The organism is Labedella gwakjiensis (assembly GCF_003014675.1).
Taxonomy (GTDB): Bacteria; Actinomycetota; Actinomycetes; order Actinomycetales; family Microbacteriaceae; genus Labedella; species Labedella gwakjiensis.
Window position 1 is genome coordinate 3,832,526 of record NZ_PYAU01000001.1, and the last position, 6,414, is coordinate 3,838,939.

5 protein-coding genes are annotated in these 6,414 nt (G+C 68.5%); 3 read left to right on the plus strand and 2 right to left on the minus strand.

Going from position 1 to position 6,414, the window contains the following annotated elements; genetic code table 11:
- Window positions 1-3 precede the first annotated feature (3 nt).
- On the plus strand, window positions 4-495 hold the full coding sequence (gene greA, locus CLV49_RS18065) for a transcription elongation factor GreA (RefSeq protein ID WP_106564781.1): 492 nt from the start codon (window positions 4-6) through the stop codon (window positions 493-495).
- Between the two features lie 90 nt (window positions 496-585).
- On the opposite strand, the gene ilvA is transcribed toward greA, so the two are convergent.
- A complete protein-coding gene (gene ilvA, locus CLV49_RS18070) occupies window positions 586-1,863 on the minus strand; it encodes a threonine ammonia-lyase (protein ID WP_106564782.1) in 1,278 nt (425 codons plus the stop codon).
- The gene (locus tag CLV49_RS18075; protein ID WP_243696497.1) at window positions 1,856-3,190 is read right to left on the minus strand and encodes an AI-2E family transporter; all 1,335 of its coding nucleotides are present in this window, start codon (window positions 3,188-3,190) and stop codon (window positions 1,856-1,858) included. Before CLV49_RS18075 ends, ilvA begins: the two co-directional genes overlap by 8 nt.
- 92 nt (window positions 3,191-3,282) lie before the next feature.
- Between CLV49_RS18075 and CLV49_RS18080 the strand changes: the two genes are divergently transcribed.
- Window positions 3,283-4,533 carry a winged helix-turn-helix domain-containing protein gene (locus CLV49_RS18080; protein WP_106564783.1) on the plus strand — a complete coding sequence of 417 codons (1,251 nt, stop codon included), beginning with the start codon at window positions 3,283-3,285 and terminating at the stop codon, window positions 4,531-4,533.
- Between the two features lie 160 nt (window positions 4,534-4,693).
- Window positions 4,694-6,196, plus strand: coding sequence for a hypothetical protein (locus CLV49_RS18085; protein ID WP_106564784.1), 1,503 nt, complete (start codon window positions 4,694-4,696; stop codon window positions 6,194-6,196).
- Window positions 6,197-6,414 lie beyond the last annotated feature (218 nt).

Sequence of the window (6,414 nt, forward strand, 5' to 3'; positions counted from 1 at the left end):
GTCATGGTTGATTCGACGAATGTGTCCTTCCTCACCCAGGATGCCTACGACCGTCTCGTGGCCGAACTCGAACACCTGTCGACGACGGGCCGCGAGGAGATCACGAAGCGCATCGAGATCGCTCGCGAGGAGGGCGACCTCAAGGAGAACGGCGGTTACCACGCCGCGAAGGACGAGCAGGGCAAGCAGGAAGCCCGCATCCGCACGCTCCAGAACATCCTGAAGGAGGCGAAGGTCGGCGAGGCTCCGACGTCCAACGGCGTCGTCGTCCCGGGAACCGTCATCACCGCCGATGTCGCCGGTGGCGAAGAGGTCTTCCTCCTCGGCAGCCGCGAGATCGCGAGCGGTTCCGAGCTTGACGTCTACAGCGAGCAGAGCCCGCTCGGACTCGCGATCCAGGGTCTCAAGGTGGGCGAATCGACGTCGTACACCGCACCGAACGGCAAAGAGATCAGCGTCTCCATCAAGGCCGTCGAGACCTACAACGGCCAGTAGACGCGGCGGCAACGCGCGCTTCGACGCGAAGGGCGGCGGACATCGTCCGCCGCCCTTCTGCGTGCGCCCACCGCGCCGGACACGAGAACGTCAGTCGATGACCTCAGGCTCGTAGCCCGCACCGCGAAGAGTCTCGACGACGAGCTCCCGGTGCTCGGGGCCGCGGGTCTCCACGCTGAACTCGAGGACGACGTCGTTGATCTGCATGCCGGGCCCCTGGCGGGTGTGGAGCACCTCGACGACGTTGGCGTTCGCGCTCGCGACGAGTTCGGCGATGCGAGCGAGCTGTCCGGGACGGTCGGGAAGCGGCACGCGGATGGTGAGATACCGAGCCGACGCTGCGAGGCCGTGACTCACGACGCGCTGCATGAGGAGCGGATCGATGTTCCCGCCGGACAGGATCGCGACCGTCGGCCCCGAGCTCGTCACGCGGCCCTCGAGGATGGCCGCGACGGCGACGGCGCCGGCGGGCTCCACGACCAGTTTCGCCCGCTCGAGCAGAACGACGAGCGCCTTCGCCGTCTCGTCGTCCGACACGGTCACGACCTCGTCGACGAGCTCGTCGATGATCGCGAAGTTCCGGGTGCCCGGCCTGCTCACGGCGATGCCGTCCGCGATGGTCGGCTGGATGGGCACGTCTACGGGGTGGCCCGCCGCGAGGGACGGCGGGTAGGCCGCCGCATTGGAGGCCTGCACGCCGATCACGCGGATGGTCCGGCCGTCGAGCGCCGCGCGCTGCTTCATCGCAGCCGCGACACCCGAGATGAGCCCGCCGCCGCCGATCGGCACGATGACGGTCTCCACATCGGGCCGGTCGCGGTAGATCTCGAGGCCGAGCGTGCCCTGACCCACGATGACGTCGTGGTGGTCGAACGGGGGGATGAGGATCGCCCCTGTCTCCTCGGCGAACCGGGCGGCGGCCTCGAGCGGCTCGCTCACGGTGTGCCCACGGAGGATGACCCGCGCGCCGTAGTCGCGCGTCGCCTGCAGCTTCGGAAGCGGGACGCCGACGGGCATGAAGATCGTCGCCGTGATACCGAGCTCGCGCGCGGCGAATGCGACACCCTGAGCATGGTTGCCGGCCGACGCCGCCACCACTCCCCTGCGCTTCTCCTCCTCGGTCAGCTGGGAGAGCCTGTTGTACGCTCCGCGGATCTTGTACGAGCCCGTCCGCTGCAGGTTCTCGCACTTCAGGTGCACGGGTGCGCCGAGGACATCGCTGAGGAAGCGCGAGCTCTCGATCGGTGTGGGCTGGACCACGACCGACACGGTCTCGAGGGCCCGTTCGAACTCGGCGAGAGACGGCACGGACGAGGCGGCTGGTTCCGATGCGACGTCGGCGTGAGCACGAGACGAGAGATCAGTCACGGGTGTCCTCCTGGAGGGGAAGGGATGAGGTGGTGGCGTGGGCGTCGGACGAGCGGTTCTTGCGTCCGACGGGAGGCTGGCGCGGCACCGTCTGCCAGAGGACGTCGCCGTGGTACCTCAAGGGGTCGTTCGACGTTCGCCACGCCCCGCTCGCGATGTAGCCGATCATGACGTTGACGACCGCGGCGACCGGCACCGCGAACAGCGCCCCGGGAATACCGGCGAGCATCGAACCCGCCGCGACGACGAGCACGACGGCGAGGGGATGCACCTTGACGGCCGCACCCATGAGGAGCGGCTGGAGGACGTGTCCCTCGAGCTGCTGGACGCCGAGCACGACGAGGAGCATTGCGAGGGCGATTCCCGGGCCGTTGTAGACGAGGGCGATGAACACCGCGACACTGCCGGTCACCACGGCACCGACGATGGGCACGAAGGACCCCAGGAAGACGAGGACCGCGATCGGGAGAGCGAGGGGCAGACCGAGGAGGAACGCCCCGGCGCCGATCCCCACGGCGTCGATCGTCGCGACGAGTATCTGGGTGCGCGTGTAGTTGACCAGCGTGTTCCAACCGGCGCGTCCGGCGCCGTCGAACGCCGGCCTCGCCCGGACGGGGAGGATCCGGACGACCCACGACCAGATGCTCCGTCCGTCGATGAGGATGAACAGGAGGCTGAAGAGCGCGAGCAGCACGCCCGTGACGACATGTCCGAGGGTCGACCCGATGGAGAGCGCTCCGCTCCAGATCGCCTGGCCGTCGTCCTGGACGGCCGTCATGACGTCGGAGATGAAACCGTTCAGCTGCTCCTGCGTGATGTGCAGGGGCGAATCGAGCAAGAAGGCCGTGAAGGCGCGATACGACTCGACCGTGCGGTCGCGCACCGAACCAGCCTCTGCCGAGATCTGCCGGATGGCCAGCCACAGGAGTCCCGAGACCGCGCCGATGGTCGCGACCATGGCGACGGCCACGGCGATGCCTCGCGGCCACCGCCTCCGCACGAGGAACGAGACGAACGGCACGAGGAGGGCGGAGACGAGGACGGCGATGAGAACGGGGATGACGATCAGCCGCAGCTGGACGACGAGGACGAGCGCAACGGCGACGGCGGCGGCGATCACGAGCAGTCGCCACGACCACGCGGCCGCGATCCGGACGCCGCTCGTCACGTCCTCCGATTCGCGGCGCACGGCCGGCGCGTCATCGGTCTCGATCTCGGGCGCCGAGGAGCCGGACTCCGAGGACGAGGCAGGCACAGACGGCCCGGCGGCGCGCGACGGCGACCACGGCCATCTGATGCCGCGCCTGCGCCCCTGATTCTCCACCACCGGGCAAGTCTACGACCGCAACCATCGGTGTCAGGGCATGCCACAGAGCGGCCCGTGAGCCGTTGTCGGAGGTCGTTGCTAACCTGCGATCGATGACCGAGACCCTCTCCCTCGACGCCGCCCGCCGGATCGCCCTCGCCGCGCAGGGTTTCCACACCCGACCTCCCCATACTCCACGGTCATCGGGCGTGGGGCTCCGATCGTTGCGTTCACTCGTCGAGCGACTCGGCGTGCTGCAGATCGACTCGGTCAACGTCCTCGAGCGCAGCCACTACCTGCCTGTCCTCGCTCGACTCGGGCCCTACGACACATCGGACCTCGATCGCCTCACCCACCGCGCCGGGTCAGGTCTCATCGAATACTGGGGGCACGAAGCCACCTTCATGCCGCTGACCTCCTGGCCCCTGTGGAGGTGGAAGATGCGAGCTCTCCGCGCCAAGGCCGAAGCGGACCCCTCCCATTGGTCCCACGCCAACGGCCCGATGCTCACGTGGCTCCTCGACGACCTCGCGGCCAACGGCCCGCAGCCGGCGAGCGCCGTCGAACACGAGGCATCGGTTCGCCAGGGACCGTGGTGGGGGTGGTCGGACGTCAAGACCGGTCTCGAGGTGCTCTTCGCGTGGGGACTCGTGGTGTCGGCGGGCCGCACATCCGGGTTCGAGCGCATCTACGCGCTTCCCGAGCAGGTCATGCCCCCGTCCGTTCTCGATCAGGATCCGTCGCGCGACGACGCGATCGCCGCGCTGGTCTCCCACGCACTGCGCTCCACCGGGCTCGGAACCTCCGCCGACATCGCCGACTACTTCCGACTGCCCGTCGCCGACACACGCCGCGAGCTCGACCGCCTCGTCGAAGCCGGCGACGCCTCTCGCGTCGTCCTACGCCCGGACGGGCCAGCGCCCACCAACCGGCCGCAACCCGTGTGGATCCATCGAGACGCACGCCGCCCGAGACGCATCCACCGCGACGCCCTCCTCTCCCCGTTCGATCCCGTGGTGTGGACGCGGCCGCGCGCGGAGAGGCTCTTCGGCTTCCATTACCGGATCGAGATCTACACGCCGGCACCGCGTCGGGTGTTCGGCTACTACGTTCTGCCCGTCCTGCTGGACGGCGTCATCGGCGCCCGTGTCGACCTGAAGAGTGACAGGGCGGGCCGCCGACTCCTCGTCCAATCGGCGTGGCTCGAGCCGGGGGCGCCGCCCGATGCCACGGAACGTCTCGCCGTGCTCTTGCGGGATCTCGCCGCATGGCAGGGGCACTCCGACATCACCGTCGGTACTCGAGGCAGCCTCGTGGACGCCCTCGCCGCGGAGCTCGGCGCGTCCAGACACGAGTCCCCCTGACGCGAGACGCCCGGACGGCGCAGACGTCCAGCACGTCGTCGGGTGAGTCGTCCGCGATTCGGAGTGCACCCTCCTAATGGGGACTTCTCCCCCGTGATGGCGCGGATCGCGACTGGTAGGTTTGCCGTGATCGCATTCGACCGAAGGGGAAGACACAGACATGGTCGCCGACAACAACCCGCCGCAGAGGCCCGAAGACGGGGCTCCTGGCTCCGCTCCGCAATGGGGGCCTCCCCCCATCGGCCAGCAGCAGCCGCAGAACGCAGCCCAAGGCAACACCGGCCAGAACAACACCGGCGCATACCAGCCCCAGCAGAACGCACCCCAGGGCAACACCGGCGCATACCAGCCCCAGCAGAACGCACCCCAGGGCAACACCGGCCACAACAACACCGGCGCATACCAGCCCCAGCAGAACGCACCCCAGGGCAACACCGGCGCGTACCAGCCCCAGCAGAACGCACCCCAGGGCAACACCGGCGCGTACCAGCCCCAGCAGAACGCACCCCAGGGCAACACCGGCCACAACAACACCGGCGCATACCAGCCCCAGCAGAACGCACCTCAGGGCAACACCGGCGCATACCAGCCCCAGAACCCTGGCGGGTACCCGGCCGGCGGCGGCTACGGCGCAACGCCTCCCGGTGGACCCGGCGGGCCCGGCAAGCCGAGCAACCCGAACAAGAAGAAGATCATCCTCTTCAGCGCTCTCGCTGGTGGACTCGTCCTCCTGCTCATCATCGGAGCCGTCGTCATCAACGTCGTCAACTCCTCCGTCTACGGTCCGGACGCCACCGTGCGCTCATACCTGACGGCGATCTCCAAGGGCGACGCGTCCGAAGCCAACAAGATCGCCGCTCCCGGCGTCTCCGAGGAGCAGGCAGTGCTCCTCACCGACGACGTGCTCGGTGAGGCCGGCGAGTTCATCACCAACGCGAAGGTCACGCAGTCCCGCGTGAGCGGCGACCAGGCGACGGTCCGGGTCTCCTACAGCCTCGGCGGAACGACCTACGACGGCTACATCGAGCTCTCGAAGGCCGGCAAGCAGGGTGTCTTCTTCGACAGCTGGAAGATCGACACCCCCCTCGTCGGCGACCTGGCGGTGTACATCTCGAACTCCAACTCGGAGGCGAACGAGGCGGCCGTGAACGGTGTGACCGTCGCGTTCGGCGACGAGTACAGCCTGCCGGCCTACCCGGCGCTGTACACCGTCGGTGCCCCCGGTAGCGACTTCTTCACGGCGGAAGACGTGGAGTACGCCGTCGGCACCGGGACGCGTGCGGACTACGAGGGCGTCGAGCTCGAGCTCGCTCCCACGGAGGCCCTCACGAGCGCGGCGCAGGAGGCCGTGAACGCCTACCTCGACGAGTGCGCCACGTCCACGGAGCTCGACCCCGAGGGCTGCAGCCTGCGCCTCTCCTGGTACACCGACTTCACGTCGGTGGACAAGGTCGCCTACACGATCGACGACTACCCCACGGTGGAGGTCGACGAGTACGGCACCTACTTCACGGCCGATGGAGGCTCCTACACCGCCGACGTGACGGGTACGACCTACGACGGCACGAAGGACACCCTGCCCTTCGGTCTCGACGGTGATTGGGGCATCACGGGCAAGCTCGTGATCGACGGTGACACCATCACGATCGAGGACGTCTACTGATCCACGATCGCCCTCGCACGGGGAGCTGACGCTCTCCCAGCGGGAGCGGACATACATGAGGGGGTCGACCGAATCGGTCGGCCCCCTCTGTCGTGCACGGACCTACCGCGGCAAGCACAGACGTACCGCGGCAAGCACAGACCTACCGCGGCAAGCACAGACCTACCGCGGCAAGCACAGACCTACCGCGGCAAGCACAGACCTACCGCGGCAAGCAC